Here is a 26732-nt window from a genome sequence, read left to right as displayed (position 1 = left end):
ACTGTCACCCCTGCGGCGGGGCGTGCGCCTGTGCCGCCTGCATCGCCATCAGGTCGGCTTCACCCGGCAGTTCCGGCGCGGGGCACGCACCACCGGCGTGGTCGTCATGCGCCAGCCAGTCATCCACCACACTGCCCAGCAGATCCACGCGCAGTGGCAGCGTGATGTGGTCTTCGCCACGCAGCTCGATGTAGTGCACGCGCGGGCTGGCGGCCGCCAGGCGGCGCCCCTGCCCGACCGGTACATGCTGATCGTCCTGGCCATGCAACAGCAGCACGCAGGCGCGGCTGTCGGCCAGCGCGCGGGTGACATCGACGCGGTCCAGATCCAGGTCCAGCCGCTGGCTGGCGGCGGCGATCACCTGGTCGATATCCTGACCGCCATAGCGCCAACGTCCGTAGGCGGCCATCGCCTGCGCTTTCCATGCCGTCGGTTGCAGTGACATCAGGTGCGGGATCATGCTGCGGATGGCATCGCCGGCATTGGCGAAAGACTCCATCGCCACCACGCCGGTGACCTGGTCGCCGAGCTTGTCGGCGGTGAACAGCGCAGTGGCAGCGCCATAGGACACCCCGAACAGGTACAACGGCCCGACCACTTCACCACGCGCCTTCAGCGCCGCGATGACATCGACCACGTCGTCCGATTCGAAGGTGCCGTAGCCCGACGGTCCCGCACCCGAATGGCCGTGGTTGCGCAGGTCGATGGTGACCACGCGGTAGCCGGACTGCGCCAGCTGCAGCGACCACGGCAGCATCGCATCACCGTTCATCATCCAGCCGTGCAGCAGCACCACCGTGCCGCGCGGTGCCTGCGCCCGGAACGGGTGCGGCAGGTCCAGCGCCATGCCGGTGCGCAGCGGCTCGCCGTTGTCGTGCTGCTGGGCCAGGTACTGGTAATGCAGCCCGTACTGACCGGGGTCGAACGCACGCCAGAAGATCGGCACGCCCGCGCGCCCGGTCACCCGGCCATGCCGGTTGGGCACGCTCTCCACCGCTTCGGCGATGCGCGGCATGTCCAGCAGCGTGGATACGCCGCCGGGCGCGATCAGGCGATCACTCAACGACGTCGAGGCAGCGGTGGAGGTCAAGGAAGAGCAGGCAGCCAGCCACAGGCCAGCCCCGGCCAGCAGCAACAGCAGCAAGCGCTTCATGGGCAGAATCGGAAAAACCAGACGAGTCGCGCAGGGTACCGATCACGCAAGCGCCGCTCTATCGCATCCAGATGACCATCCGATGACAGCCAAGCCAACATTCAGCTTGAACGGACGGGCAGCGGCATCGCCGCAGGCCCCTGCCCGGCCTGCGATCAGCCCAGCCAGCCTTCCATGGTGGGCCACCAGCCCGCCAGCACCTCCGGGCGCTGCAGCCGCTCCCGCCACCAGCGCAATGCGGCCCCCTCCTCGCCGGTGCGCCAGGCCAGCCAGAACGTCTCGTCCGGTTTGGGTTCCTCGACCTGTTTGATCACCAGCCGGCCGTCCCGCACCGCCTGCTGCACATACGGCTCGGGCAGGAAACCGAAACCGAGCCCGGCGCACTGCAGGCGGAACTTGCTGACCATGTCCGGCACGGTGACCGTTTCCTGTCCCATCAGCAGGCCCACCGTACGCGGCAGCAGCCGCCGTGCCGAATCGGCCACGGCGATCGCGCAGTGGGTGGCCAGCTGCTCACGGCCCAACGGTTCGGGCGCGGCCGCCAATGGATGTGAGGGCGACACGGCGAACACGAAGCGCACCACGCCCATCGGCTCGACTACGTAGCCGCCGCCACTGGGCCCCTCACCCGCCGCGCCGACCAGCAGGTCCGCGCGCCGGTCCAGCAATGCCTCCCACGTGCCCGAGAGCGATTCAGTGATCAGCCGCATCCGGGTCTGTTCGGCCACCGCATTGAAGGCTCGTACGTCCTCGGCCAGCAGCGCCGGTACGAACATCGAATCGACCGCCACGGTCAGCTCGGCTTCCCAGCCGGAGGCCACGCGCCGCACCCGCATCTCCAGCTCGCGGGCGGCCCGCAGCAGATGGCGCCCCTCTTCCAGCAGCGCCTCCCCGGCCGGGGTCAGGTGCGCGCGCGGCCCGACCCGGTCGAACAGCTGCACGCCCAGGTCTTCTTCCAGCTTGGCGACTGTGTAGGAGATGGTCGAGGGCACCTTGTGCAGGGCCTTGCCGGCCGAGGCGAACGAGCCACGGCGGTCGATGGCGTCCAGGATCTGCAGGGCGTCGAGGCTGAGCTTGAGCATTCGAAATTTTCGATGATGGCTTGCGAAACTATCCGTTTTTCAAGCGGTCGGAGCAAGCGGATACTGGCCGCAACAGGAAAGGGAACGGCAGCGACCACCCCGGACCGCCATCGAAACCATCGAACACCCAGGAGATTCCCATGCTGCAGATCCGCAAGAGCAACACCCGTGGCAAGGCCGACCATGGCTGGCTGAACTCCATGCACACCTTCTCCTTCGCCAATTACTACGACCCGCGCTACGTCAGCTTCGGGCCGCTGCGGGTGATCAACGAAGACCGCGTGCAGGGCGGCCAGGGTTTCGGCACCCACAGCCACAGCAACATGGAGATCGTCTCCTACGTGCTCGGCGGCGCGCTGGAGCACAAGGACTCGATGGGCACCGGTTCGGTGCTGCGCTACGGCGATGTGCAGCGCATGAGCGCCGGCAGCGGCGTCAGCCACAGCGAGTTCAACCACTCGGCCGACGAGGCGGTGCACTTCCTGCAGATCTGGCTGTTCCCCGATCAGGAAAACATCACCCCGAGCTACCAGGAGACCCACTTCGCGCCGGAGACCAAGCGCGGCCAGCTGCGCCTGATCGCTTCGCGCGATGGCCGTGAAGGTTCGCTGCTGATCCACCAGGATGCCAACCTCTACGCCACGATCCTGGACGGTGACGAGCGCGTCCACCTGCCGCTGGCCCCGGGCCGCGGCGCCTATGTACAGGTGGCCCGCGGGCAGCTGCAGGTCAACGGCATCACCCTGGAAACCGGCGATGCGCTGCAGGTCAGCGACGAGGCGCAGCTGACGCTGGAGAACGCCAATGATGCGGAAGTCATCGTGTTCGACGTCGCGCTGTAATCACCAGGCGCGGAAACGCAGACACCCCGGTTGCCCGGGGTGTCGTTCGTTGCGTGGATCAGAATCTGTAGTTCAGCGTCAGCCGGACGTTGCGAGGCTCACCCCAGGTGTAGGTGCTGTACCAGCTGAAGATCGTGTAGTAGTGCTTGTCCAGCAGGTTGTTGACGTTGAGCGTCGCCGAGAGCTGGTCATTGAACTGGTAACGCGCCATCGCATCGAGCAGCCAATAGGGCTCGGTGCGATGGACCTGGCTTCCGCCGGTGGCCGGGTTGGTGATGGTGCCGAAGGTGCTGCCCTGCCAGCGCGCGCCACCGCCGAGGCTCCAGCCATCAGCCACACCGGTGAGCCGGTAGCTGGTGTGCACGCTGAACTGGTCTTCCGGCTCCAGCGTGGAGACCTTGGCGGACTGCTGGCGCGCGATCTTGTGCGCGTAGCCGCCCTGCACCTGCCAGCCCGGCGCCAGCTGACCGGACACCTCCAGCTCATATCCCTTGGTGCGCACGCCCATCAGGCCTTCATAGGCGATGCCGCCACTCGGCGTCCTGCCGCCGGTCGGCTGCGCGTAGTTGTCCTGTTCCAGCTGGAACACCGCCGCACTGGCATTGAGGCGGCCATCGTAGAACTCCGCTTTCAGGCCGGCTTCGTAGCTGCGCCCTTCCAGCGGATCGAGCACCCGGCCCTGCTCGTCCTGGTTGCCCTGCGGCTTGAAGATGGTGCTGTAGCTGGCGAACACCGAGACGTTGCGATTGAGGTCGTACACCAGGCCGGCATACGGCACGACCACGCCGCTCTCGTCGGTATCCGGAGACTTGTAGTTGGCGATGCGGCTGCCGAGGATCAGCTTGAGCGGATCGGCCAGGTCGAAACGGCCCACCACGTAGGCACCGCTTTCGCGGGTGACCTGGTTGTCACCGTAGCCCCACTGCCAATCCGGCTCGGGCACATCGCCGGTCCAGGCGTAGTAGTCGGCAACGCTGCTGACATAGCCCGGCTGCGGCGAGTAGCCGTTGTTGACCCAGCGCTTGCGCGACACGCTGCCACCGACCACCAGCTCATGCTGCCGGCCGAACCACTCGAACTTGCCGCTGACGTACAGATCGGCCGCATTGCTGGTCGTCTTGCCGATGTACTGGCCCAGCCACATGCTCACGCCCTCACCGGTGACCGGATCGGGATTGCCACCGGCCGCCGCGCCCAGCGAGGCGTCATACCCGTTGACCTGGTGATTGAGCTGCAACTTGGCGACCCAGTCATTGGCGAAGGTGTGCTCCAGCGTGGCGAAGCCGGTACGGGCGTACTGGCCCCAGCGGCTCCAGCGTGCGCCGTTGTTGAACGAGCGCGGCATCCTGTTGAAGTTGCCCTCGCTGTCCAGCAGCGGAATGCCACCCCAGCTGGACCCTTCCGGATCGCTGTCCTGGTAATCGGCACCGACAGTCAGCAGGGTGCTCTCGCCGACGTCGGCCTCGAGAATGCCGTAGAAGACTTCATTGCTGCGCTGGTAGTGGTCGGCATTGGAATGCTTGTCCTGGTAGGCGCCCACGACGCGGCCGCGCACGCGGCCACTTTCAGTGAGCGGCCCGCCGACATCGACCTCGGCGCGATAGCTGTCCCACGAGCCCACGCCCAGCGTGGCGCTGCCAGCCAGTTCGCGGGTCGGCTTCTTGCGCACCAGGTTGATGGTCGCGCCCGGATCGCCCATGCCGGTCAGCAGGCCGGTGGCGCCCTTGAGCACTTCGATGCGGTCATAGATGGCCATGTCGCTGAGCGTGTTGCCGGCCGAGTAGGCCGAATCGCGCGCCATCGGGATGCCGTCGTACTGGAAGTTCTGCACCGCAAAGCCACGCGCGTAGTACTCGGTGCGCTCGCTGTCATAGGTGACGATGCTCACGCCGGGCGTGACCTTCATGACGTCATCGATGCCGTTGAGCCCGAAGTCGTTCATTTCCTGCCGGGTGATCACGCTGATCGACTGCGGCGTCTGGCGCGGACTGAGCACCAGGCGGGTGGCGGTGGCGATCGTGCCGGGCGTGTACGAATCACTGCCCTCGGTGACGGTGCCGAGCTGGTTGGCGGTGACCTGCACGGTCTGCAGGGTCTGTGCGCCGTCCTTGGCAGGTGCCTCGCCCGCCGGCGCCTCTTCGGCCTGCACGGCAGACGCGGACAGGGCCAGGCCCAGCACGCAGCCCATCGCCTGCATCAGCGGGGAGATCGAGGGAACAGCACGACGACGACCCGAATGGATCGGGGCAACACGGAACGGAACGACGGACACGGCAATGCCTCCAGGCAGGAAGGGATTCCTCTGGCGGCGGCTGGAGGGAACGATTGGGCGGCATGATGCCGCATCCGGCGGGCCAGCGGAAGGCCAGCCCGCCCAGGGACGCGGACGGCGCCCGGCCACGCCCCACTGGGCGCGGGGCGTGATGGGTCGGGTTGGCGCGCCGCTCAGCTCAAGCGATCTGCCGGCGCTTCGGCCTGGTCAGCCGCGCGGCACCGGCGCATCGGAGGCAATCAGCTTTTCCTGCTTGAGCTCTGCCCAGAAGGCGCCCGGCACCGCCACGGACATGGAAGCGACGTTGGCCAGCACCTGTTCGGGCGTGCGCGCGCCCGGAATGACCGCCGAGACCACCTCCGGCGCATCGGCGAACTGCAGCGCCGCGGTGCGCAGGTCCACGCCATGGCGATCACAGATGGCCTGCACCCTGGCACGCTTTTCCGGCGCCCACGACGGCACCTTGCCGTCATACAGATAGCGATCGCGCCCAGCCAGGTAGCCAGCCAGCAGCGGCGAGCCGACCACTACCGATGCTCCGTGTGCGGCGATCTTGGGGAAGGTGTCGTGCAGGGCCTGCTCGTGGTCGAGCAGCGAGTACTGGCAGGCGAGCAGGAAGATGTCCGGATCCGCCTCGGCCACCGCACGCAGGGCGGGCTCGGGACGGTTCACACCGAAGCCCCACGCCTTGATCAAGCCCTCCTCGCGCATGCGGGTCAGTGCTGGCATGGCGCCCTTCGCCGCTTCCGCGAAGCGCTGCTCCCACGGCATGCCCAGGTCTTTCTCGTTGTCCGGCGAGAGGTCATGGATGAAGACCACATCCAGCTGCGACACACCAAGCCGGTTGAGGCTGTCCTCCACCGAACGCCGCGTGCCGTCGGCGGAGTAGTCGTAGCGGTAATGGAACGGCGAGGGATCCTTCCACATCACCTCCTGCAGTTCACCGGCGGTCGCGGTCAGCAGCCGGCCGACCTTGGTCGACAGCGTGTACTCGCGCGCCGGGTGGTTGTGCAGGTGATGGCCGTAGCGGCGCTCGCTCAGGCCGAGCCCGTACCAGGGTGACGTGTCGTAATAGCGCACGCCTGCCGCATAGGCCGCTGCCAGCGTGGCTTCACTCTGTGCGTCGCTGGCGGCCGCGAAGCCATTGCCGATCGCGACACCGCCCAGGCCCAGGCGGGTCTGCGGACGATAGCGCCTGCCCTGCTGCGCCGGATTGCCGGGCAAGGGTTTCGTCGAGGCCTGGCCGCGGGTGGGCAGGACGCTGCCCGGGCCGGACGACTGCGCCATCAACGGTGAAGCGGCGAAGGCTGCGGTGCCGGCGGCTGCAACGGAGAGGAAGTGGCGACGTGCGTTCACGGCGACTCCTGATTCTGCGGGGGAAGCGCACAGCGTCGCAGAACGGTGGTGCAGAGCATGCCGTTGCCGCGTCAAGGCAGCGGCAACATTGCTCCCCCCGCCGCCGTGCGGATGCTCAGCCCTGGGCAGCGCCGGCGGCGAGAAGCAGCGTCTCGATCGCGCGGTACCCGCGCTGGCGTGCATGCTGCAGCGGGCTAACGCCGTCACCATCGGGCAGGTTCACATCCGCGCCCGCCGCGATGAGCTGACGGACGATCTCGACATGCCGCGGGCCGCCATCGGCGAGGATGATCGCCTCCAGCAGCGCGGTCCACTGCAGGTTGTTGACATGATCCACCTCGACGCCGGCAGCGATCAGCGTCGCCACGGTCTCCACGTGCCCGCGTTCGGCCGCCGGAATGAGTGCAGTGCCACCGTAGCGATTGGTGCTCTTCAAGTCCGCACCGGCCGCCAGGGTCGCGCGCAGGATCTCGAGATGCCCGCGGGCACCGGCGTAGAGATAGGGGCTGTCCTGGATCGCATCCTTGGCATTGACGTCGGCACCCGCCTGGATCAGCGCAAGCGCGGCCTCCACGTGATTGTGGTGGGTCGCAACCAGCAACGGTGTCGCCTTCGCCACGCCGCGCGCATCCACCCTGGCGCCCTGCCCCAGCAGCGTACGCACTGCAGTGGCATCGCCCTTCTCCGCTGCCCGATGCAGCCGCTCATCCAACGAAGCGGCACCGGCCGGCATGACCATGCCCATCAGCAGGCTCATGACCACCCAGCCGCGTAGCGACCTCCTTCCCATCGACATGTTCCTGCTCCTTCCACGGGGGCGCCCGGTGGGCGCCGCTGGAGAACGACCGTAGCCGAGCCGCCGCGCCGGCACCAATGAAGATTGGGGATCGACTGCATTCGCCATCCGAATGCGTCGGCCGACGCGCGTTCCGCCGGTTTCATGCGTATGGCGATCACTATTACGCCGCCTTCCTTATCGATCCGGTTGGGTATCGGATCGAGGCGGCCTGCACATCGGTCGCCTGAGCCGGATCGCATAAAGAAAAAGGCCTCCGTACTTGCGTACGAAGGCCTTTTCTACAACTGGCGGAGCGGGAGGGATTCGAACCCTCGATAGAGTTTTAAGCCCTATACTCCCTTAGCAGGGGAGCCCCTTCAGCCACTCGGGCACCGCTCCAGTGTTCTTGGTCCGCCACTGCGATGAATCATCTCAGCGGGGGCGCGAATAATAACGTTTTCCGCGCCCTCAGGTAAAGCCTTAATCCGAAGAATTTTCACTTCCGGATGCATTCGGCTCATCACCGCGCTGGATGCGCTGGTAAATCTCTTCGCGGTGCACGGCCACGTCCTTCGGAGCGGTGATACCGATACGCACCTGGTTGCCCTTGACGCCGAGCACGGTCACGCTGACCGAGTCACCGATCATCAGGGTTTCGCCTACGCGGCGAGTCAGGATCAACATTTGTTCAAGTCTCCAGGGAACCGGTGGTGGCATTTCCCCACCGGCTTGGCGCCCCGGCAAGAGCGCCCCACGACAACGGGAAAAGATTCGCCATAGTACCGTCAGGCCTCCCGCCCCTTCAAGGAGCAGGAACCGTCAGGTTGTTCAGATACGGGGGGTGACCCAGTCGACGACGGCGGCCAGTGCAGAAGCAAGGGCGGGCCCGTCCTCACCACCACCCTGGGCGAGGTCCGGGCGGCCGCCGCCCTTGCCCCCGATCTGACTGGCGATATGGGCCAACAGTTCCCCGGCCTTGACCTTGCCCATTGCGCTGCCGTTCACGCCCGCGACCAAGGCGGCCTTGCCGTCCTGGGTGCCGGCCAGCACGATCACCGCATCACCGAGCTGCTGCTTGAGGCGGTCGATGGCATCGCGCAGGGCCTTGGCGTCGAAGCCTTCCAGGCGCGCGGCCAGGATCTTGACGCCCTTGACCTCCACTGCGCCGGCGCCAAGATCGGCGGTCGCGCCCGCAGCCTGTTTGGCCTTGAGTGCGTCGAGTTCGCGCTCGAGCTTCTTCTGGCGCTCGCCGAGCTGGCGGATCTTGTCGACCACGTCACCGGCGTTACCGCCGAGCAGTGCGGCCGCTTCACTCAGCTGGGCTTCTTCATGGGCCACGTAATCCAGGGCGCCCTGCCCGGTCACCGCTTCGATACGGCGCACGCCGGAGGACACGCCACCTTCGGCGGTGATCTTGAACAGACCGATGTCGCCGGTGCGCGAGACATGCGTACCGCCACACAGTTCGGTGGAGTAGTCGCCCATCTTCAGCACGCGCACGTGTTCGCCGTACTTCTCGCCGAACAGTGCCATCGCGCCGAAGTCGAGCGCTTCCTGCATGCCCATGTTGTGGACTTCGGCCGCGTTGTTGGCACGCACCTGCTCGTTGACCTTGCGCTCGATGATCGCCAGGTCCTCGGCGCTGATCGGCGCGAAGTGCGAGAAGTCGAAGCGCAGGCGATCAGGCGCAACCAGCGAGCCCTTCTGCTGCACGTGGGTGCCCAGCACTTCGCGCAGGGCGGCATGCAGCAGGTGGGTGGCCGAGTGGTTGAGGATGGTGGCGCCGCGGCGCTTGCCATCGACCTGGCCGGACAGCACGTCGCCGACCTTCAGGCTGCCCTGGGTGAGCGTGCCCACATGGCCATGGAACTGGCCGGCAAACTTCTGCGTGTCGCGGATGTCCACCTGCACGCCCGCGCCGGTCAGGGTGCCGTTGTCGCCGACCTGGCCGCCGGATTCGGCGTAGAACGGGGTCTGGTTGGTCAGCACGATGACGTCGTCACCGGCCTGGGCGGTCTCCGCCGGGCGGCCGTCCTTGAGGATGGCGACCACGGTGAGGTCGTCGGCCTGCAGGCGGTCGTACCCAAGGAACACGGTCGGCTTGAGCGTGGCGACCAGATCGGCCGACAGGGTCACGCCGCCGCCGAACTTGCCGGCCGCGCGCGCGGTCTCGCGCTGGGTCTCCATCGCGGCGTTGAAGCCGTCGATGTCCACGGTCAGGTCACGCTCGCGCGCGATGTCCTGGGTGAGATCGAGCGGGAAACCGTAGGTGTCGTACAGGCGGAACGCATCCACGCCGGGGATCACGCCGTTGCTGACCTTGGCCGCGACGTCGTCGAAGATCTTCATGCCCGAATCCAGCGTTTCAGCAAAACGCTCTTCCTCGGCCTGCAGGGCGCGCACGACGGTGTCGACCTGGGCCGGCAGTTCCGGATAGGCCACGCCCATCTGCTCGACCAGGGTCGGCACCAGCTTGCTGAAGAACGGCTGGCGCACGCCGAGCATCCAGCCATGGCGCAGCGCGCGGCGGATGATACGGCGCAGCACGTAGCCGCGGCCTTCGTTGGACGGCAGCACGCCATCGACGATCAGGAACGAACACGCGCGGATGTGATCGGCGATCACGCGCAGCGACTTGTTCTCCAGATCGGCCATGCCGGTCAGCTCGCTGGCCTTGCGGATCAGCGCCTGGAACAGGTCGATTTCATAATTGGTATGGACGTGCTGCAGGATCGCGGCCAGGCGCTCCAGGCCCATGCCGGTATCCACGCACGGCGCCGGCAGCGGCACCAGGGTGCCGTCGGGCTGGCGGTCGAACTGCATGAAGACCAGGTTCCAGATCTCGATGAAGCGATCGCCGTCTTCGTCGGGCGAGCCCGGGGGGCCGCCGGCGATGTGGTCGCCGTGGTCATAGAAGATCTCGGTGCACGGACCGCACGGGCCGGTCTCGGCCATCTGCCAGAAGTTGTCCGAGGCGAACGGCGCACCCTTGTTGTCGCCGATGCGCACGATGCGCGATTCCGGAATGCCGACCATGTCGCGCCACAGCGCGTAGGCCTCGTCATCGGTCTGGTAGACGGTGACCAGCAGGCGCTCGGCCGGCAGCTTCCAGACCTGGGTCAGCAGCTCCCATGCCCAGGCGATGGCATCCTTCTTGAAGTAATCGCCGAAGGACCAGTTGCCCAGCATTTCAAAGAAGGTGTGATGGCGCGCGGTGTAACCGACCTGGTCCAGGTCGTTGTGCTTGCCACCGGCGCGCAGGCAGCGCTGGACGTCGGCCGCGCGCACGTAGCTGCGCTTCTCGGCGCCAAGGAACACGTCCTTGAACTGCACCATGCCGGAATTGGTGAACAGCAGGGTCGGATCATTGCCCGGCACCAACGGCGCCGACGGCACGATCGTATGACCCTTGCCCTTGAAGAACTCAAGGAAATCGCTGCGGATCTGGGAGGTAGTGAATTTGACGGATGCGTTCATGGGGGGCTGGCTTTGTGCGGGCCGGTCAGTCCCTGGCACGCAGCCCCAATGGCCGGGTGTCAACTGCAGGACCGCCGAAACCACAAAGGGTATCAGGCCCGGGCCGCTCAGTCCTCAGGGTCGTAACGGGTGGCCTGGCGGATACTGTCGCCGGGGAAGCCGCGGCGGGCCAGCAGATCGGCCGCTTTGCGCCGCTGTGGCAGTTCCTGCGGGCCGGCCTCGCCGAAACGGCGGCAGACCAGGTCGCGGGCGTTCTCGGTCCAGTCGCCTTCGAAAGTATCCATGGCGGCAGCGATCTGATCACTATCCAGGCCATGCGTGCCCAGTTCGGCGCGGATGTGGATCGGCCCATAGCCGGTATTGGCCCGGATCCGGACCAGATTCTCGGCAAAGCGGGTGTCGTCCTGCCAGCCGGCCTCGGCCAGCTTGCTGACGGCCGCTTCGGCGGCCTCGTTCTCGATGCCCCGGGCCTGCAGCTTGCGGGTCAGCTCTTTGCGCGAATGCTCGCGGCGCACCAGCAACCCCAACGCCCGCTGGACCGGCGTCTGTTCCTGGACACGGCGCTTGCGCCGGGGTGCGGGGGGATCGGAATCGTGCATGGCCGCCTATCATTACAGTGCGCCATCCTTGGCGCCATCCCGTCGGGGATTGGTGGAACTGCGGGCCAGGGCAGGCGTCACTGACGGCGCCGCCCTGCCCCGCAGGAAACTCACTCGGCGTCGTCTTCGGCGTCGTCGCCGCCTTCACGCACGGCTTCTTCCGGCTGGAACTTCTCGCGCAGCTCGGCTTCCAGACGCTGGGCAACCTGCGGGTTGTCGCGCAGATAGCCGCGGGCGTTGTCCTTGCCCTGGCCGATGCGCTCTTCGCCGTAGCTGTACCAGGCGCCTGCCTTTTCGACGAGCTTGGCTTCCACGCCCATGTCGATCAGCTCGCCTTCGCGGCTGATGCCTTCGCCGTACAGAATTTCGGTGATCACCTGCTTGAACGGCGGCGCCAGCTTGTTCTTGACCACCTTGATCTTGGTCTGGTTGCCGATGATCTCGTCGCCCTTCTTGATCGCGCCGATACGGCGGATGTCCAGGCGGACCGAGGCGTAGAACTTCAGCGCGTTGCCGCCGGTGGTCACTTCCGGGCTCTGGCCCGGCATCATCACGCCGATCTTCATGCGCAGCTGGTTGATGAAGACCACCAGGGTGTTGGAGCGCTTGATGTTGCCGGTCAGCTTGCGCAGCGCCTGGCTCATCAGGCGGGCCTGCAGGCCCGGCAGCTGGTCGCCCATTTCGCCTTCGATTTCAGCCTTCGGGGTCAGCGCGGCGACCGAGTCGACCACCACGATGTCCACCGAGCTGGAGCGCACCAGCATGTCGGCGATTTCCAGCGCCTGCTCACCGGTATCCGGCTGCGACAGCAGCAGGTCGTCCACGTTGACGCCCAGCTTGGCGGCGTAGATCGGGTCCAGCGCGTGCTCGGCATCGATGAAGGCGGCGGTACCGCCCTTCTTCTGGCATTCGGCGATCGCCTGCAGGGTCAGGGTGGTCTTGCCCGACGATTCCGGACCGTAGATCTCCACCACACGGCCCTTTGGCAGGCCGCCGATGCCGAGTGCGATATCCAGCATCAGCGAACCGGTAGGGATGACCTCGACCGCCTCGACGACACGGTCGCCCATGCGCATCACGGCGCCCTTGCCGAACTGCTTTTCGATCTGGCTCAGCGCGGCGGTGAGGGCGCGCTTTTTGTTTTCGTCCATCGGAGTGGTCCTTGCAGAGGTCGTATCGGTGGAGGTGCTGTCTTTGGAAGTCTTCTTGGCCATGGGTTCACTTTAAGGCTGGCGTATCGCACGGGCTGAGATTCTGCCCGGCGTTCGGAAAAAAATTATCGGACATCCGTACCAACCTCAGCAAAACCAGAGATGTGCCACAAAAGACCGCGCGTGATTCAGGGGGAACAGGGTCAGCGGTTGGGCCGCAGCAACCCGCAATAGAGGCCTTCGATCGCGAAGTCCTGGTCCGGCAGCACTTCGATCGGTTTGTAATCGGGATTGCGTGGCAGCAGGCGGATCCGGTCCTTGCCCATCTTCAGCAGCTTGACCGTGATCTCGTCATCGATGCGGGCCACCACGATCTGGCCGGAGCGCGCGTCACGGGTGCGGTGCACGCCGATCAGGTCGCCGTCGAAGATGCCCTCGTCGATCATCGAATCGCCCTGCACTTTCAGCAGGTAGTCCGGCGCGGGCGAGAAGAACACCCGGTCCAGGACCACGAAGTCATCCGAGCCGATGTCCGCACCGATCGGCAGACCGGCCGCGACCCGGCCCAGCACCGGCAGGCGCAGGACGTGGTCCGGCAGCGCCGAGGCGGGCAGCGATTCGGGCAGGCCGCTCTGCAGCGCCGGTGCCTGGACCAGGCGGATGCCGCGGGCCTGGCCCGGAATGCGGCGGATCGCCCCGGCCTGCTCCAGCGCTTCCAGATGGTACTGGGCCGCGCGGACGCCCTTGAAGCCGAACGCGCGGGCGATTTCGGTCTGCGACGGCGGTGCGCCATCGGTCTCTATACGCTCGGCGATCAACTGCAGGATCGCCTGCTGGGTATCGGTCAGGTCCATGGTTAGTAGTATTACTACTAACGATGCGGGCACGCAAGTGCCCGCAGAGCAAGAGCCATTACAAGGACGGTGGTCCGGGCCCCGGCCGAAGACGCCAGCAACGCCTGTAGCCACCGACCGTTGGTCGGTGACCGCGCGCAGCACGGCAATGCCTGGCGCTGCGGGCGCGTGCCGCATGCGGCCATCCCTCCGGCGTTGAGCCTCTGCCATTTCCTGGGTCAGGCATTCCTGGCGCGGGATGGGGAGCAGCCACGCAGGGCGTGGCGCTACCTGGGGAATACGATGACCGGCCCGGTCAGCCAAGAGCAGCCGACCAACGGTCGGCTCTACGCGCGACGTGCGGCGTCGGCGGCACGTTGCTGGGATCCTTCGGATCCCAGCGGCAGGAACCCTATGGGTTCTTGCCGCTGCGCCAGATCGAAAACAGGATCCACACGCCACAGAACCCGGCGCCGATGAAGCCGGCCACGCCCAGCGCCAGCAGCCAGCGGCTGGAGACGCCGCCGACGCTGTGCATGACGATGGAGGAGCCGATGATCAGCGCAGCGGTCACGATGCCCATCACCAGCCGATTGGCGGCGCGGTTGACCTGGTCGCCGAAGCCCTGCAGTGCGGTGGTCTCGACCTTGAGCTGGAGCCGCCCGCGGCGCGCCATCTGCAGCAGTCGGCGGACATCGCGCGGCAGGTCGCTGACCAGGTCCATCACTCCCACCAGGCTGCGCTTGCCGCGCTTGAGCATGGCGCCGGGCGAGTAACGCTGCCACATCACCCGTTCCAGGTACGGACGCGCGGCACTGGCCATGTCGAACTGCGGGTCAAGCTGGCGGCCCATCCCTTCCAGGGTCAGGAAGGTCTTGATCATCAGGGCCAGATCGGCCGGCAGGGTCAGCGCGTACTGGCGCAGCAGCTGGGTGATGTTGCCCAGCATCAGGCCCATGTGCAGGTCCTTGAGCGGCACCCCGCGGTACTGGTCGACGAAGGTGCTGATGTCCTGCTGCAGCCGCGATTCGTCCACCTCCACGCCACCGGCCCAGTCCAGCAGGACGTCGGCCACCTGCTCGGGCTCCTGCGTGACCAGGCCGTGCAGGAGCTGGGCGACCTGGAAGCGGCGCTGTTCGGAAATCGCGCCGACCATGCCGAAATCGATCACGCCGATCCGGCCGTCGCGCAGGTAGATGATGTTGCCCGGGTGCGGGTCGGCGTGGAAACAGCCATCCTCGAGCACCATCTTGAGCACGATGCGCGCCCCGGTCCGGGCCAGCTGCACGCGGTCCAGGCCGGCTGCATCGACACCGGCCAGGTCGCGGCCCGGAATACCATCAACGAAGTCCTGCACGTTGAGGCTTTCGCAGGTCCACTGCCAGTGCACATTGGGAATCAGGATGTCATTGCGGCCCTGGAAGTTGCGCGCGATGCGTTCGGCATTGCGGCATTCGGCGGCAAAATCCAGCTCGCGGCGCAGTGACACCTGGAACTGCTGCACCACCTCGGCCGGGCGGTAGCGCTGCAGATCGGGCAGCCGCGCCTCGACGATCTCGGCAAGGCGCGCCAGCAGGCGCAGGTCGGCTTCAATCACGTCGCGGATACCGGGACGGCGGATCTTCAGCACCACGGCAGTGCCGTCATGCAGGGTCGCGCGATGGGCCTGTGCCAGCGAGGCGGCGGCCATCGGGGTTTCATCCAGCCACGCGAACACCTCCGTCGCCGGCGCGCCCAGGTCGCGCTCCAGCTGGTCCCGCACCTGCGCGTACGGCAGCGCCGGTACCGCGTTCTGGAGTTCGGAAAATTCAGCGATCCAGTCCGGCGGGAACAGGTCCACGCGGGTGGCCAGCACCTGGCCGAGTTTGACGAAGGTCGGACCCAGATCCTCCATCGCGCGGCGCACGCGCACCGGCGCGGTCATCCGCAGCATCTGCTGGGTGTCGTTCCAGTGCAGCAGGCGGCCGGCACGCTCAAGCACATCGGCCAAGCCGATCCGGCGCACCAGATCGCCGAAGCCATAGCGGATCAGGACCGACGCGATTTCCTGCAATCGCCCCAGGTCACGCACGGTACCCAGCGTTTCCCACATCGGCCCACTCTCCTGTCAGCACACGCGGTCAGGATGTCACAACAGGGGGAAGATTCCCGTCAGCGCCTGCTGTACGGTCTGCCGCCGTATGGCTTCGCGGTCGCCGTCGAACTGGAACAACTGCGCACGGGCGTAGCCGCCCCGGCCCTTCCAGCCGATCCAGACGCTGCCGACCGGCTTGTCCTCGCTTCCGCCGCCCGGCCCGGCGATCCCGGTCACCGCCACGGCGATGCCCGCTCCGGAATTGATCAACGCGCCGGAGACCATCTCCAGCACGGTCTCGCGGCTGACCGCGCCGAACTGCTCCAGCGTCTGCGCACGCACGCCAAGCAGACGCTGCTTGGCTTCGTAGCTGTACACCACCATGCCGCAGTCGAAGAACGCCGAGGAACCGGCGATATCCGTCATCGCCTTGGCGATCCAGCCGCCACTACAGCTCTCGGCGGTCACCAGTTGCAGCGAGGCCTGCTGCAGCCGCTGGCCCACGTCACTGGCGAGGGCGCCGAGCTCGGCGTCGGAAGGAACGGTCATGGGGAATCCTGGATCAACGGGGGAACGAACGCCCCCAGTTTTAGCCGAAATCGTGGGTGATGTCGTGTGTCGCCGGGTGCGACGGAGGGTCGCGTACCCTCAGGATCATGGGATGCCGGCCAGCGGCCGGCACACCCCTCACCACTCCGGAAGTTTTTCCGGGAGCATGGCGCGGATCGGTGCGCCGTCCTCGCCGGCCGCCAGCTTCTCGGCCTCGGCGATCGGAATCTCAACCTGGAGCAGCCAACCGTCTTCATCGGTTGCTTCGCTGCGCACGACCTCCAGCTGGTGCAGACGCGACCGCAGGCGACCGGCACTTGGCGGCAGCCGCAGCTCGCCACTGACGTGCTGCAGGCCCAGACGCTTGCCCAGCACGGACTGCAGCAGCGGCAGGCCCACGTTGTCGCGGGCGGAAATCCAGACCCGTTCGCGACGGGCGCTGTCGGGGATGCCGTCCTGGCCATCGTGGCGCACCTCGGCCCCGTCGATGCGGTCGATCTTGTTGAACACCAGCAGCTGCGGCAGATCGCCCGCGCCGATGGCAGTCAGCACCTCATCGACCTGCGCGATGCGCTCCTCACGGTGCGGATCGGCGGCGTCGACCAGGTGCAGCAGGAAGTCCGCTTCGCGGGCTTCAGACAAGGTCGAGCGGAACGCAGCCACCAGGTCATGCGGCAGGTCGCGGACGAAACCGACGGTATCGGCAAGCACGACGCTGCCACCGGGCAGTGCGATGCGGCGCACCGTCGGGTCCAGCGTCGCGAACAGCTGGTCCGCCGCGTAGGCCTCGGCGCCAGTCAACGCGTTGAACAGGGTCGACTTGCCGGCGTTGGTGTAACCCACCAAGGCGACGCGCGGCAGTTCGCTGCGCAGGCGGGCACGGCGCATCTGGGTGCGCTGCACTTCCACCTTTTCCAGTTTCTTCTGCAGCTGCTCCACCCGCTTCTGCAGCAGGCGGCGATCGGTTTCCAGCTGGGTCTCACCCGGGCCACGCAGGCCGATGGAACCACCGCGCTGGCGCTCCAGATGGGTCCAGCCGCGGACCAGCCGCGTGGACATGTGGCGCAACTGCGCCAGTTCCACCTGCAGCTTGCCTTCATGGCTGCGCGCACGCTGGGCGAAGATATCCAGGATCAGCCCGGTGCGGTCGATCACGCGCCGCTCCAGGAACCGCTCCAGGTTGCGCTCCTGCCCCGGCGACAGGGCGTGGTTGACCAGAATCAGGTCAGCGCCGGTGGCCTCGGCCGCGGCCTTGACCTCGTCCAGCTTGCCGCTGCCGATCAGGATCGACGGATTGGGCCGATCGATGCGCGCGGTCAACGTGGCCGCGATGCTGGCCCCGGCGGAGCGGGCCAGATCGGTGAACTCTTCAAGCACGTCATCTTCGAGCCGGCCGGCGTGCGGCTGGATCAGGAGTGCGTGTTCGCCTCGCTTGGAACGGTCAAACACGCAGTTCTCCAGAATTTTTCACACTGTCACTCAACGTCGTCATCACCTTGGACGCCTTCGGCGCCATCGTTGGACTGCACATAGCCACCACCGGGCCCGACCTTCACATTGCGCGCCGGTACCACGGTCGAAATGGCGTGCTTGTACACCATCTGGCTCACCGTGTTACGCAGCAGCACCACGAACTGGTCGAACGATTCAATCGTCCCCTGCAGCTTGATGCCATTGACCAGATACACCGACACCGGCACACGTTCGCGCCGAAGTGCATTCAGAAACGGATCCTGCAGCGATTGCCCCTTGGACATTGCACACTCCTGATTATTGTTTTTATGGTCTTCCGGCAGTTGCCACGGCCCCCGCCGCCCGCCGGAACCCTTGATGGTACACGGGGCGGGTGGGTGGCGGCGTGGACTCAGCGTGCGACGAAGGTCGACACCGCATCCGCCAGGGAAGCCTTCTCTAAATGGGGATCGAACCAGCGCGCATCAAGCTCCCCGCGCAACCAGGTCAGCTGCCGCTTGGCCAGCTGCCGGGTGGCCTGGATACCCCGCTCACGGAACTCGGCGGCCGTCCCCTGCCCGCCCAGGTATTCCCATGCCTGCCGGTAGCCGACCGCGCGTACGGCCGGCAGATCCAGCGGCGCGGCCACCCCGGCCATGGCCGGCAGGGCGCGTAGCGCGCGGACTTCATCCAGGAAACCGTGATCCAGCATCGCGTCGAACCGGGTTTCGATGCGCTGGTGCAGCACCTTGCGCTCGCGGGGGGCCAATACCAGCTTGAGCGCCCGCACCGGCAGCCGGTCCACACCAGGCAGCTTCTGCCATTCGCTGATCGGGGTGCCGGTCAGGCGATGGACTTCCAGCGCCCGCTGGATGCGCTGTGGATCGGTCGCATGAATGCGCTTTGCCGCTGCCGGATCGATATCGGCCAGTTGGGCGTGCATCGCCGCCCAGCCCTGCCCGGCCGCCTCGGCCGCGATCTGCGCGCGCACCGCCGGATCGGCTTCAGGCATCGGCGACAGGCCCTGCAGCAGGGCACGAAAGTACAGCCCGGTACCACCGGCCAGAATCGGCATGCGGCCGCGCGCAATGATGTCGCGCACGGCCCGGGCAGCGTCGCCGGCGAACTCTGCCGCCGAATAGGTCTGCCACGGGTCGCGCACATCGAGGAGATGATGCGGGGCCTGGGCGCGCTCGGCGGCGTCGGGTTTGGCCGAACCGATATCCAGACCGCGGTAGACCAGGGCCGAATCGACGCTGACGATCTCACCGTCCAACTGCTGGGCCAGCGCAATCGCGGTGGCGGTCTTGCCCGACGCGGTCGGCCCCATCACCGCGATCGCAAGCGGGCGTTGGTCGACGGCCATCAGTCCTCGTCCGGCCAGCGCGGCATCGCCGGTGCGGCCGAGACCCGCGGCATCGGCACGGCATCCACCGCCGCCCACACCTTCAGGGCATCGACCGTGGCCGCGACATCGTGCACGCGCAGCAGCATTGCGCCGCGCTGGGCAGCGATCAGGTGCGCGGCGACCGAACCGGCCACGCGGTCACGCGGCTGTTCACGACCGGTCAGCTCACCGATGCTGCGCTTGCGCGACAGGCCAGCCAGCATCGGGACACCGAGCTCAAGGAAACGGTCCGAGCGCGCCAGCAGGATCATGTTGTGTTCGGTGGTCTTGCCGAAGCCGAAGCCCAGATCGATGATCAGGTGCTTCTTGACGACGCCGGCCATCTCGGCCTGGAACATGCGCTCGGTCAGGAAACGATGCACCTCGGCGACGACATCGTCGTAGTGCGGGGTGTCCTGCATGCTGCCCGGCTCGCCCTGCATGTGCATCAACACCACCGGCACGCCGAGCTCGGCGGCAGCCTCCAGCGCACCGGGCTGGCGCAGCGCATGAATGTCATTGATCAGGCCGGCACCGGCGGCAACGGCGGCACGCATCACCTCGGGCTTGAAAGTGTCGATGCTGATCGGCACGGAAGTTTCGCGCGCCAGGCGCTCGATCACCGGGATGACCCGGCGCAGTTCTTCGTCCAGCGGCACCGGCGCACTGCCAGGCCGGGTCGACTCGCCGCCGATGTCGAGCAGGTCGGCACCTTCGGCGACCAGCTGCAGGCCGTGTGCGACCGCGGCCTCGACGCTGCCGTGCTCACCGCCGTCGGAGAACGAATCCGGGGTGACATTGACGATGCCCATGACCCGCGGGCGATCCAGCCGCAGCAAGCGGCCGCCGCAATCGAGCTGGGGAGAAATGTCGAACATGGGCAGATCCACGAAGTACGCCAGCGCGTAGTTTACGCCGGACCACGCGACCGCCTGCCGGTCGCGCTGACGAAGCCTGCCCTCAGCGCTGGCGGCGCTTGCGCTCCACGTAGACCGTCTTGGCGATGCTCATCAGCACGCCGACGGCGATGCCGATGCCGGCGCCGAGCAGGAAGTTGTCGCGGGTCAGGCCGATGGCCACGCCAATGATCGTGGCGATCACCATTTCAGTGGTGTGCGAGATCGGCTGCGGTGGGGGTGCGGACATGGGACTCCAGAACGGGAACGAAAACAGAGCCACATTATGACCCGCCGGAAACGACGAAGGCCGGGTTTCCCCGGCCTTCGTCACTTACGTGGGCAACACTCAGATCTGTTCGGCAGGGCCGGCGATCGGGGCGACCGGACGGGCATCGCCGCCCTTGTCGTTGTTGCCGCCATCCTTGTTGCTGGCCGACTTGCCCCAGCCCGCCGGCGGCGGCGGATCGCGCCCTTCCATCACGGCGTTGATCTGCGGCGCATCGATGGTCTCGTACTGCAGCAGCAGCTGGGACATCGTGTGCAGCTTGTCGAGGTTGGCGGTCAGCAGCTCGGTGGTACGGGCGTAAGCCTTGTCCAGGATGCTGCGGACCACTTCATCGATGCGGCGCGCGGTGTCGTCGGACACGCTCTTGTGCTGCGTGACCGAACGGCCGAGGAACACTTCATCGTCCTCTTCACCATAGGCGATCGGGCCGAGCTCGTCGGACAGGCCCCACTTGGTGACCATGTTGCGGGCCATCTTGGTGGCGCGCTCGATGTCGTTGGAGGCACCGGTGGTGACCTTGTCGGTGCCGAAGATCAGCTCTTCGGCGACGCGGCCGCCATACAGCGAGCACAGCTGCGATTCAATCGCCACGCGGTTCATCGAGTACTTGTCGCCTTCCGGCAGGTACATCGTCACACCCAGCGCGCGGCCGCGCGGAATGATGGTGACCTTGTAGACCGGATCGTGCTCGGGCACCAGGCGGCCGACGATGGCATGGCCGGCTTCGTGATACGCGGTGAGCGTCTTTTCTTCTTCGCTCATCGCCATCGAACGGCGCTCGGCACCCATCAGGATCTTGTCGCGGGCACGGTCGAAGTGGTCCATGCGGACTTCCTTCTCACCGCCACGCGCCGCGAACAGCGCCGCTTCGTTGGCCAGGTTGGCCAGGTCCGCACCGGAGAAGCCCGGGGTACCGCGCGCGATCACCATCGGCTCGACATCGTCGGCCAGCGGCAGCTTGCGCATGTGCACCTTGAGGATCTGCTCGCGGCCCTTGACGTCCGGCAGGCCGACCACGACCTGGCGATCGAAACGGCCCGGGCGCAGCAGCGCCGGATCCAGCACGTCCGGACGGTTGGTGGCGGCGATGACGATCACGCCCTCGCCTCCCTCGAAACCGTCCATTTCGACCAGCAGCTGGTTCAGCGTCTGCTCGCGCTCGTCATGACCGCCGCCAAGGCCGGCGCCACGATGGCGACCGACGGCGTCGATTTCATCGATGAAGATGATGCACGGGGCCTGCTTCTTGGCCTGCTCGAACATGTCGCGCACGCGGCTGGCGCCGACGCCGACGAACATTTCCACGAAGTCCGAACCGGAGATCGAGAAGAACGGGACCTTGGCCTCACCCGCAATGGCGCGGGCCAGCAAGGTCTTGCCGGTACCCGGCGGGCCGACCATCAGCACGCCGCGCGGAATCTTGCCGCCCAGCTTGGTGAACTTGGTCGGGTCACGCAGGAAGTCGACCAGTTCGCCGACCTCTTCCTTGGCCTCGTCGCAGCCGGCGACATCGGCGAAGGTGACCTTGATCTGGTCTTCGCCCTGCAGCTTGGCGCGCGACTTGCCGAAGGACATCGCGCCCTTGGCCCCGCCGCCACCGCCCTGCATCTGGCGCATGATGAAGATCCAGAAGCCGATGATCAGGATCACCGGAAGGAAGTTCATCAGGATCGCGCCCAGCGAGATGCCGCTGGACGGCGGCGCCTGCTCGAATTCCACCTTCTTGCCGCGCAGCACGTTGATCAGGTCGCGATCGTAGGGCGCGGTGATGGTGCTGGTCTGGCCGCTGCGGGTGGTGTAGGTCACATCATTGGCACCGCCGCGCATTTCGCCCAGCACTACTTTCTGGATGTTGCCGCTGTCCACCTGGTCGAGGAACTGCGAATACGTCGCACCCTGCGCGCCGGCTCCGCTGCTCTTCGGCGAGAAGCTCTGGAAGACCACCATCAGCACGACGGCGACGACCACCCATAGCAGGAGGTTCTTGGTCAAGTCGTTCATCCTCATTGGCTCCGGTGTTCCTCTAATTCCTGACGCGATTCGTATGGTTGAGCTTACTTGATCTGCGCGCGTTTTCCCTGCCCCAAGGCGTACACCTCGGGCGAGCGCTTACGGGACGCTTCAGGCTTGCGGATCACCACTTTGTCGTACCGGCGGCGCATTTCGCGCACGTAGTCGTCAAAGCCCACGCCCTGGAACAGCTTGATCAGGAACGCGCCACCGGGCTTGAGATGGTTGTCGGCAAACTCCAACGCCAACTCTGCCAGGTGCATCATCCGCGGTTGGTCCACCGCGTCCATTCCACTCTTATTGGGGGCCATATCCGAGAGCACAAGGTCTACCGGCTGATCCCCCAGCATGGCTTCGAACTCCGATAGGACGGCCTGTTCCCTGAAGTCACCGTGAAGGAACTCCACGCCTGCCAGCGGCGGCATCTCCAGGATGTCCAGCGCCAGGACCCGGCCGGTGTCGCCGATCTGACGGCGGACCTGCTGGGACCAGCCGCCCGGGGCGGCACCCAGGTCGACCACGACCATGTGCGGCTTCAGCAGCCGATCCCGCTCCAGCAGCTCCTCCAGTTTGTAGGCCGCGCGCGAGCGCATGCCCTCGGCCTGGGCCTTCTTCACGAAGGGGTCGGCGAAGTGCTCTTTCAACCAACGTTGACTGCTTTTGCTGCGGGTTGCCATTGAGATGCGGGTCCGATGGGGAGGTCATGATACCCTGATCGCCCCAGTTAACCGCTTGTTCCTGAATGGCTATCGCCCTGACGTCTTCCCAAACCCGTTTCCTCCGCGGTCACGCGCATGATCTGAAAGCCCTGCTCCAGATCGGCGGCAAGGGGGTGACACCGGCCTTCCTGGCTGAACTGGAAGAGGTGCTGGAACGCCACGAGCTGATCAAGGTGAAGGTCGCCGCCGAAGACCGCGAGGCCCGCGACGCCCTCATCGCCGAGCTGGTCAGTGCCAGTGAAAGCGCGCTGGTGCAGCGCATCGGCCACGTGGCCGTGCTGTACCGCCCGAGCAAGGAACAGCGCCAGATCGTCCTGCCGCGCGGCTGATCCCGGAACGCCCATGCAGCTGAGCCACGAAATCCCCGATTACGCCTACGCCCTGCGTGCCGCCGATGGCCGCAGCGCGAAGGTGAATGACCGGACCCTGGCCGCCAGTTTCATCCTGGCCCCGGACACGCTGATCGAAGCCTGGCCGGTGGCCGATATCGCCCGCCTGACCCCGGAAGACCTGGCGCCGGTGCTGGCGCTGAACCCCGCACTGGTGGTGCTGGGCACCGGCGATACCCAGGTGTTCCCGCCCGCTGCGGTCATGGCCGCATGCCTGACCCGGGGGATCGGCCTGGAAGTGATGAACAACCCGGCGGCCGCACGGACCTTCAACATCCTCGCCAGCGAGGGTCGCAAGGTGGCGGCGGCGTTCATCCTGAAGGGGTGAGACCGGGCGTTCCGTTCAGAAAAGGCCGCCGCGAGCGGCCTTTTTTGTGCCTGCGTCCCGGCCTCGACAGCGACGCTTGGCGTCGCTCTACCACCCGGTTACGGGCTGTGCGGGGTAGAGCCGACGGTTGGTCGGCTGCATTGATTACCGCGGCGGCAGATACAGCAGCGGATCGACCGGCTTGCCGTTGTAGCGGATCTCGAAGTGCAGCATGTCGCGCGCAGCGCCGGTGCGGCCCATTTCGGCGATCTGCTCGCCGGCCTTCACGCTCTGCCCTTCGCTGACCAGGCGCTTGCGGTTGTGGCCATACGCCGACAGCCACTGGTCGCTGTGCTTGATGATGATCAGCTCACCGAAACCGACCAGGCCCGCACCGGAATACACCACCACGCCGGCGGCGGTCGCGCGGACCGGCTGGCCGCTGGTGCCGGCGATGTCCACGCCCTGCTTGGTCGCCTCGCCGGCGACGAAGCGGCCAACGATCGCGCCATCGGCCGGCCAGCGCCAGCTGATGTTGCTCTTGATGGCGGTGGTCGGGGCCGGGGTGGCCGCCGGCGCCGTACTGCCCGGACGCGGCGCGGTGACCACGGTGGTCGGGGCGCGGCCGGGGCTGCCACTGCCGCCCGGGTACAGGCGCAGCGACTGGCCGGGATAGATCGTGTACGGCTCGGCCAGCCCGTTCCAGGCAGCCAGATCACGCGGGGTGATGTTGTGGATGCGGGCCAGTGCATACAGCGTGTCGCCACGACGGACGACCGCAGTCTGGCCGGGCTTGGCCACCGAGGTCTGCGGCGTGCTGTGGGCCACGCCGCCGCCCGAGCCCGAGGGCCGCACCACGGTGGCAGTGCCGCAGGCGCTCAGCGCCGACACCACCAACAGCAGCGCGCCGCTGCGCACTCCCTTGCTCAAACGATCAGCACTCATGCGAACTTCGACCTCCATACAAGCCAGGCGACCAGCACGACCACCAGCGCGGTCGCGATCCAGCCCAGCGGTTCAATCCAACGGCGCAGCGCAGCTTCCGCGCGCGGCCCGCCAATACGAATGACCGCCGCCAGCACGTACACGCGCTTGCCACGGCCGATCAACATGCTCAGGAAATACTGCGGCAACGGCACGCCGACGATACCCGATGCCCATGTGAAGACCTTCATCGGGATCGGCATGAAGCCGCCCAGCACCAGGAAGGTGAACACTGCCCACGGCGACTCGGCCATCTTGGCCTGCACGATGGCGATACCGCCCTCGATGCTGCCCAGCATGCCCAGCGCGGCGAACACCGGCTTGAGCGCTTCAAAGGCGAAGTGGCCCAGCGCATAGCCGACCAGCGCACCGGCCATCGAGCCGGCCAGACTGAGCGTGGCGAACCACCAGCCGCGCTTGGGCTGGGCCACGCACATCGGCGCCAGCATCACCTCGGGCATCACCGGGAAGATGATCGCTTCGATGAAGCTCAACACCGTCAGATAGGTCGGGGCGCGCTCGTGCGCGGCCCACTTCATTGCCCGCTCGTACAGCGGACCAAAAATCTTCATGACGCAACGCTCCTTGGAATCAGTCCAGCATGCCAGACAGCAGCGGTACGAACGTGACCGGTGCCAGTACCTGCTGTTCGACACTGCCGTCATCGCGACGGGTCAACTGGATCAGCGACTGCGCGCCCGGGCCGCCGACCGGCGCCACCAGGCGCCCACCCACGGCCAGCTGCTCGACCAGCGCATCGACCAGCGCCGGTGCCGCCGCCGTCACCACGATTGCATCGTAAGGGCCGTGCTCGGCCCAGCCGACGCGCCCGTCGTCATGCTTGCTGCGGATGTTCATGCCCAGCGCGCGGAAGCGCTTGCGCGCCTGGCGCAGCAGATCTCCGATGCGCTCGACCGTGTAGACCTCCAGCCCGATCGCCCCCAGCACGGCGGCCTGGTAACCCGAGCCGGTGCCGACTTCCAGCACCTTCGTCGGCGCCGACTGCAGCACCGCTTCGGTCATGCGCGCAACCACCCAGGGTTGCGAAATGGTCTGGCCGTGGCCGATCGGCAGGGCGGTGTCTTCGTAGGCACGCGAGGCCAGTGCTTCATCGATGAACAGATGGCGCGGCACCACGCGGATGGCATTGAGGGTGGCTTCGTCGGCGATGCCGGCATCGCGCAGGCGGTCGACCAGGCGGTCGCGGACGCGCTGGGAGGTCATGCCGATGCCGACCGCTTCGGGCTGCAGGCGCAGGCGTGGGCTCATGCCGGCCGATCCAGCGCGGCGGTCAGCCCGCCGACCCAGCTGGCCACCTTCTCCAGCGCCTGGTAGCGGGTGAGGTCGACCTGGATCGGGGTGATCGAGATATAGCCGTTGCGCACCGCGTGGAAATCCGTGCCCGGGCCGGAGTCCTGTTCGCGCCCGGCCGGGCCGATCCAGTACACCTGGTTGCCGCGCGGGTCGCGCTGGGCAATGCAGCCTTCGGCGCGGTGACGGTTGCCCAGGCGGGTCACTTCGAAGCCGCGTACTTCGCTCCACGGCAGGTCCGGCACGTTGACGTTGAGGATGGTGTCGGCGGGCAGTGGATCGGCCTTGAGCCGGGTGACGATCTCCACCGCAGCGCGGGCGGCCGTTTCGAAGTTGCGTGGCTCGTGGTTGTGCGTGACCAGCGACATCGCCACGGCGGGCAGACCCAGGAAGCGCCCTTCCATCGCCGCCGAGACGGTGCCGGAATAGATCACGTCGTCGCCGAGGTTGGCCGCGTTGTTGATGCCCGAGACGACGATATCCGGCTCGTACTCGAGCATGCCGGTGAGGGCCAGATGCACGCAGTCGGTCGGCGTGCCGGCCACCGAGCAGGTGTAGTGGTCGATGCGCTTCATGCGGATCGGCAGGTCCAGGGTCAGCGAATTGCTGGCGCCTGAGCGATCGCGATCGGGGGCGACCACGGTCACTTCATGACCTGCGTCACGCAATACCGTGGCGAGCATCTTGATGCCCGGCGCATCGACACCGTCGTCGTTGCTGACCAGAATCCGCATCTGCGATTTAACCGCTTGATTTTTCAAGACTTCGATTCCATCACTTCCCACTGTTGGCGGCGGTGGCCCTGCCCCTTCCGGAGCGCGA

At 66.7% G+C, this 26732-nt stretch carries 26 protein-coding genes and 1 tRNA gene; 3 read left to right on the top strand and 24 right to left on the bottom strand.

Features of this window, described 5'->3' with window-relative positions:
- Nucleotides 1-4: 4 nt before the first annotated feature.
- Both NJD74_RS06890 and NJD74_RS06885 read right to left on the bottom strand, forming a co-directional pair.
- Nucleotides 5-1153, bottom strand: a complete 1149-nt coding sequence (locus tag NJD74_RS06890; protein WP_070427101.1) for an alpha/beta fold hydrolase — start codon at nucleotides 1151-1153, stop codon at nucleotides 5-7.
- Between the two features lie 155 nt (nucleotides 1154-1308).
- Nucleotides 1309-2235, bottom strand: coding sequence for a LysR family transcriptional regulator (locus NJD74_RS06885; RefSeq protein WP_319623861.1), 927 nt, complete (start codon nucleotides 2233-2235; stop codon nucleotides 1309-1311).
- Between the two features lie 140 nt (nucleotides 2236-2375).
- Here NJD74_RS06885 and NJD74_RS06880 point away from each other — a divergent pair, with 140 nt between their 5' ends.
- Complete coding sequence (locus NJD74_RS06880; protein WP_070470639.1) at nucleotides 2376-3077, top strand: pirin family protein; 702 nt, start codon at nucleotides 2376-2378, stop codon at nucleotides 3075-3077.
- Nucleotides 3078-3135: 58 nt separating this feature from the next.
- Here NJD74_RS06880 and NJD74_RS06875 read toward each other — a convergent pair whose 3' ends face one another.
- The 18 genes from NJD74_RS06875 to rlmE form a co-directional block, all read right to left on the bottom strand.
- Nucleotides 3136-5274 (bottom strand): TonB-dependent siderophore receptor, encoded by a 2139-nt coding sequence (locus NJD74_RS06875; RefSeq protein WP_102788303.1) that lies wholly within the window; start codon nucleotides 5272-5274, stop codon nucleotides 3136-3138.
- Between the two features lie 282 nt (nucleotides 5275-5556).
- Complete coding sequence (locus NJD74_RS06870; RefSeq protein ID WP_046273628.1) at nucleotides 5557-6705, bottom strand: aldo/keto reductase; 1149 nt, start codon at nucleotides 6703-6705, stop codon at nucleotides 5557-5559.
- A 115-nt stretch (nucleotides 6706-6820) separates the two neighbouring features.
- Nucleotides 6821-7462, bottom strand: a complete 642-nt coding sequence (locus NJD74_RS06865; RefSeq protein ID WP_080341551.1) for an ankyrin repeat domain-containing protein — start codon at nucleotides 7460-7462, stop codon at nucleotides 6821-6823.
- A 327-nt stretch (nucleotides 7463-7789) separates the two neighbouring features.
- A tRNA-Ser gene (locus NJD74_RS06860) sits at nucleotides 7790-7882 on the bottom strand.
- A gap of 81 nt (nucleotides 7883-7963) precedes the next feature.
- Nucleotides 7964-8167, bottom strand: coding sequence for a carbon storage regulator CsrA (gene csrA / locus NJD74_RS06855; protein ID WP_019183311.1), 204 nt, complete (start codon nucleotides 8165-8167; stop codon nucleotides 7964-7966).
- A gap of 144 nt (nucleotides 8168-8311) precedes the next feature.
- Nucleotides 8312-10960 (bottom strand): alanine--tRNA ligase, encoded by a 2649-nt coding sequence (gene alaS / locus NJD74_RS06850; RefSeq protein ID WP_319623860.1) that lies wholly within the window; start codon nucleotides 10958-10960, stop codon nucleotides 8312-8314.
- A gap of 107 nt (nucleotides 10961-11067) precedes the next feature.
- Nucleotides 11068-11559, bottom strand: coding sequence for a recombination regulator RecX (gene recX / locus NJD74_RS06845; protein ID WP_019183313.1), 492 nt, complete (start codon nucleotides 11557-11559; stop codon nucleotides 11068-11070).
- 110 nt (nucleotides 11560-11669) lie between these two features.
- Complete coding sequence (gene recA, locus NJD74_RS06840; RefSeq protein ID WP_026069798.1) at nucleotides 11670-12710, bottom strand: recombinase RecA; 1041 nt, start codon at nucleotides 12708-12710, stop codon at nucleotides 11670-11672.
- 203 nt (nucleotides 12711-12913) lie between these two features.
- A complete protein-coding gene (gene lexA, locus NJD74_RS06835; protein WP_019183315.1) occupies nucleotides 12914-13564 on the bottom strand; it encodes a transcriptional repressor LexA in 651 nt (216 codons plus the stop codon).
- A 391-nt stretch (nucleotides 13565-13955) separates the two neighbouring features.
- Complete coding sequence (gene ubiB / locus NJD74_RS06830) at nucleotides 13956-15635, bottom strand: 2-polyprenylphenol 6-hydroxylase (protein WP_102788300.1); 1680 nt, start codon at nucleotides 15633-15635, stop codon at nucleotides 13956-13958.
- Between the two features lie 36 nt (nucleotides 15636-15671).
- A complete protein-coding gene (locus NJD74_RS06825; protein WP_019183317.1) occupies nucleotides 15672-16166 on the bottom strand; it encodes a CinA family protein in 495 nt (164 codons plus the stop codon).
- A 138-nt stretch (nucleotides 16167-16304) separates the two neighbouring features.
- Entirely contained in the window at nucleotides 16305-17615 is a 1311-nt protein-coding gene (gene hflX / locus NJD74_RS06820) for a ribosome rescue GTPase HflX (protein WP_070427094.1), read from the bottom strand.
- Between the two features lie 26 nt (nucleotides 17616-17641).
- Nucleotides 17642-17923, bottom strand: a complete 282-nt coding sequence (gene hfq, locus NJD74_RS06815; protein WP_019183319.1) for an RNA chaperone Hfq — start codon at nucleotides 17921-17923, stop codon at nucleotides 17642-17644.
- A gap of 107 nt (nucleotides 17924-18030) precedes the next feature.
- Nucleotides 18031-18984, bottom strand: a complete 954-nt coding sequence (gene miaA / locus NJD74_RS06810; RefSeq protein ID WP_102788499.1) for a tRNA (adenosine(37)-N6)-dimethylallyltransferase MiaA — start codon at nucleotides 18982-18984, stop codon at nucleotides 18031-18033.
- Entirely contained in the window at nucleotides 18984-19883 is a 900-nt protein-coding gene (folP, locus tag NJD74_RS06805) for a dihydropteroate synthase (RefSeq protein WP_102788299.1), read from the bottom strand. Before folP ends, miaA begins: the two co-directional genes overlap by 1 nt.
- An 82-nt stretch (nucleotides 19884-19965) precedes the next feature.
- Entirely contained in the window at nucleotides 19966-20151 is a 186-nt protein-coding gene (locus NJD74_RS06800) for a hypothetical protein (RefSeq protein ID WP_019183322.1), read from the bottom strand.
- A 99-nt stretch (nucleotides 20152-20250) separates the two neighbouring features.
- Complete coding sequence (gene ftsH, locus NJD74_RS06795) at nucleotides 20251-22191, bottom strand: ATP-dependent zinc metalloprotease FtsH (protein WP_019183323.1); 1941 nt, start codon at nucleotides 22189-22191, stop codon at nucleotides 20251-20253.
- A 53-nt stretch (nucleotides 22192-22244) separates the two neighbouring features.
- Nucleotides 22245-22877 carry a 23S rRNA (uridine(2552)-2'-O)-methyltransferase RlmE gene (rlmE, locus tag NJD74_RS06790; protein WP_019183324.1) on the bottom strand — a complete coding sequence of 211 codons (633 nt, stop codon included), beginning with the start codon at nucleotides 22875-22877 and terminating at the stop codon, nucleotides 22245-22247.
- 65 nt (nucleotides 22878-22942) lie between these two features.
- Between rlmE and yhbY the strand changes: the two genes are divergently transcribed.
- Both yhbY and NJD74_RS06780 read left to right on the top strand, forming a co-directional pair.
- Complete coding sequence (yhbY, locus tag NJD74_RS06785) at nucleotides 22943-23248, top strand: ribosome assembly RNA-binding protein YhbY (RefSeq protein WP_019183325.1); 306 nt, start codon at nucleotides 22943-22945, stop codon at nucleotides 23246-23248.
- A gap of 13 nt (nucleotides 23249-23261) precedes the next feature.
- Nucleotides 23262-23636, top strand: a complete 375-nt coding sequence (locus NJD74_RS06780; protein ID WP_019183326.1) for an MTH938/NDUFAF3 family protein — start codon at nucleotides 23262-23264, stop codon at nucleotides 23634-23636.
- Between the two features lie 144 nt (nucleotides 23637-23780).
- On the opposite strand, the gene NJD74_RS06775 is transcribed toward NJD74_RS06780, so the two are convergent.
- From NJD74_RS06775 to surE, 4 genes are read right to left on the bottom strand one after another with little or no spacing between them, the layout of a single operon-like run.
- Nucleotides 23781-24560, bottom strand: a complete 780-nt coding sequence (locus NJD74_RS06775) for a peptidoglycan DD-metalloendopeptidase family protein (protein ID WP_070427090.1) — start codon at nucleotides 24558-24560, stop codon at nucleotides 23781-23783.
- Entirely contained in the window at nucleotides 24557-25171 is a 615-nt protein-coding gene (locus NJD74_RS06770; RefSeq protein WP_019183328.1) for a YqaA family protein, read from the bottom strand. The genes NJD74_RS06775 and NJD74_RS06770 overlap by 4 nt, the downstream gene beginning before the upstream one ends.
- A 19-nt stretch (nucleotides 25172-25190) precedes the next feature.
- Complete coding sequence (locus tag NJD74_RS06765) at nucleotides 25191-25868, bottom strand: protein-L-isoaspartate(D-aspartate) O-methyltransferase (protein ID WP_070427088.1); 678 nt, start codon at nucleotides 25866-25868, stop codon at nucleotides 25191-25193.
- Nucleotides 25865-26644 carry a 5'/3'-nucleotidase SurE gene (gene surE, locus NJD74_RS06760; RefSeq protein ID WP_019183330.1) on the bottom strand — a complete coding sequence of 260 codons (780 nt, stop codon included), beginning with the start codon at nucleotides 26642-26644 and terminating at the stop codon, nucleotides 25865-25867. The genes NJD74_RS06765 and surE overlap by 4 nt, the downstream gene beginning before the upstream one ends.
- Between the last annotated feature and the right edge of the window lie 88 nt (nucleotides 26645-26732).

Source organism: Stenotrophomonas sp. RG-453 (assembly GCF_033843685.1).
Taxonomy (GTDB): domain Bacteria; phylum Pseudomonadota; class Gammaproteobacteria; order Xanthomonadales; family Xanthomonadaceae; genus Stenotrophomonas; species Stenotrophomonas bentonitica_A.
This window is presented reverse-complemented; position numbering and strand designations above follow the sequence as displayed.